2 protein-coding genes are annotated in these 2521 nt (G+C 57.2%); both read right to left on the reverse strand.

Annotation, left to right across the window (positions count from 1 at the left end):
- Positions 1 to 72: 72 nt before the first annotated feature.
- Positions 73 to 897: an IS21-like element helper ATPase IstB gene (gene istB, locus ACOVRJ_RS19735; RefSeq protein WP_422045535.1), complete on the reverse strand. Its 825-nt coding sequence runs from the start codon at positions 895 to 897 to the stop codon at positions 73 to 75.
- On the reverse strand, positions 887 to 2407 hold the full coding sequence (istA, locus tag ACOVRJ_RS19740; RefSeq protein WP_422045536.1) for an IS21 family transposase: 1521 nt from the start codon (positions 2405 to 2407) through the stop codon (positions 887 to 889). Before istA ends, istB begins: the two co-directional genes overlap by 11 nt.
- Positions 2408 to 2521 lie beyond the last annotated feature (114 nt).

A 2521-nucleotide genomic window follows, 5' to 3' on the forward strand; every position in this document is an offset into this window, starting at 1 on the left:
TGTTGATTTCGCATACAAACGGAGCCAGCATTTCGGACCAATATTGAGCCACCTGGTTAAAGATAAATTTACCTACTCGGTTGTGGATAAGTCTATGTCATTGGCTTGTTCTTGATGCTCTCCTTTCACTGATTTGGGTTTACTTGTCTTGCGTGCTGGACGCACCTGTGCACTGGAATTCTTGAACCTCCAGCTCTCATTGCCAGTCTCCACAATGTGGCAGTGATGGGTCAGCCGGTCCAGTAGCGCCGTTGTCATCTTCGGGTCCCCAAACACATTAGCCCACTCCGAGAAGCTCAGATTGGTAGTGATCACCACACTGGTTCGCTCGTACAGCTTGGACAGTAGATGAAACAGCAAGGCACCGCCGGTCTGTGTGAACGGCAGGTAACCCATTTCATCCAGGATCACCATGTCCACGTACATCAGCCGGTAAGCGATCTGCCCTGACTTACCCTGGGCTTTCTCTAGTTCCAGTGCGTTGACCAGTTCCACCGTTGAGAAGAAACGCACCCGTTTGCCATGGTTACGAATGGCTTGTACGCCAAGACTGGTGGCCAAATGCGTCTTGCCCGTACCCGGCCCGCCAATGAATACCACGTTGTGCGCCGACTCCAGAAACTTCATCTGGTGCAGGTCCCGAATCAAGCCCTCATCGACACCGGCCTGGGCAAAGTCAAACCCCGCCAGGTCTCGGTGTGACTGGAAACGGGCCACTCGCATCTGGTACGCCATGGAACGCACCTCACGCTGTGCAGCTTCGGCCTTGAGTAGCTGGTGCAGTACCGTCTCATGGTCCAGCGTCTTGATGCGCGCCGTGCCCAACACTTCCGGCCACGCACTGGCCATGCCATGCAAACTCAATCCCTTCAGGGCCGTGACGATGTCATTGGACATGGCCAGCCTCCATCTCACTGCTTCGCAGACTGTCGTAACGCGTCACGTTGGCCAGCGGTGGGGTTTGCAGTGTCAGTGGGGTATCTACCTCACCAACCGCCATGGGACGGGACTGGTCCCTGAGATGCGCCAAGGTATTGAGGACGTGCTCGGCACTGACTCTCCCCGCTTGCAAGGCAATCTGTATGGCTGCCAGCACAGCATCCAACCCATGCAGTGGCACGGCACTCAGGACCTGCGCCATCACCCGATCGCCGCCGGTGTTCTTCAGCAGTTGGCGTTGCAGTTCCTGCAATGGCTCAGGCATGGTCTTGAACGGTGCGCCGTTGCGCAGCGCGCCGGGTTTGCGTTCAATCAGGCTGATGTAGTGTTGCCAGTCGTAGAAGGTTTGGTCACGCTCAAAGCTGCGCACCAGGTCGACCATCTCGCCATGCACACTGACCACCCGCAGGAATTCGGGATAGGCGCGCAGGCTGACGACCGAATTGACCCATTCGCACGGCACGCTGTAGCGGTTGCGCTGGAAGTGGATCAGTGATGTGGCCGTCACCCGGGCTGGTTGCTCTACATAGCCGTCAAACGGTTTTGGTAAAGGCATCAGACGCGTGCGTTCATCCTGCAAAACGTCGGCCACCGTCAACTCCGGCCAGTCGGGGTGGGTGAGTTCGCTCCAACTGTCCTGGCAAGCGTGGATCAGCCAGGCGTTGAGTTCGGCTAAGCTATTCCAGCGTTTCTCAGCCGCTTCGCGCCAGATGTGGCGCCTGCGGTCTTGCACGTTCTTCTCCACCCGGCCTTTCTCCCAGCCAGCGGCCCGGTTGCAGAATTCGGCCTCAAACAGGTAGTGCCCGGTCATGGATTCAAACCGGGCGTTGACGCTGCGCTCCTTGCCTTTACCTACCTTGTCTACGGCGGTGCGCATGTTGTCGTAGATGCCGCGCTTGGGGATGCCGCCCAGAACCGTAAAGGCCCGGGTGTGGGCATCAAACAGCATTTCGTGCGACTGGGTGAAGTAGGCCACCAAGACATAGGCCCGGCTGGCAGCGAGCTTGGTATGGGCTACTTCCAAGCGCCTGCGCAAGCCACCAATGACGACGTACTCGCAGCTCCAGTCAAACTGGAAGGCTTCGCCGAGTTCAAAGCTCAGCGGGACAAATCCGGCGTGTCTGGGGGCGTTGTCCAAAGACTGTTTGAAGGCGCGGCAATACAGGTAGACCTGGGTTGGACCACCGCTGTAGCCCATGGCGCGGATGGCCTCGTAATAGGCCTTAACGGTACGGCGTTCTCGCTTGCCACGGTGGCTGTCGGCCTTGATCCAAAGTTGCAGACTCTCGGCATAAGCGTCGATCAGCCGCTCGGCAGCCACGCGCTTGGGGTAACTGGGTTCGACAATTTCTGGCTCAGTCAGCCAGCGCTTTGCGGTGTTTCTGGAGATGCGCAGCCGCCTGGCTGCTTCGCGCACGGATACGTTCTCACGTAAAACCATACGTCTTAATTTGCTGAGGGTTCCCACGTTAATCACTCCTACCACCTCTGCCTAAAAAATAAGCAGCATAGGTGGGTAACGTGGCTCAAATTTGGAGCGAAATTAGCGCATTAGTGGCTCTGTTTTTATGCGCAGTCAACA

This window comes from Roseateles sp. (assembly GCF_049240545.1).
GTDB lineage: Bacteria > Pseudomonadota > Gammaproteobacteria > Burkholderiales > Burkholderiaceae_C > Paucibacter_A.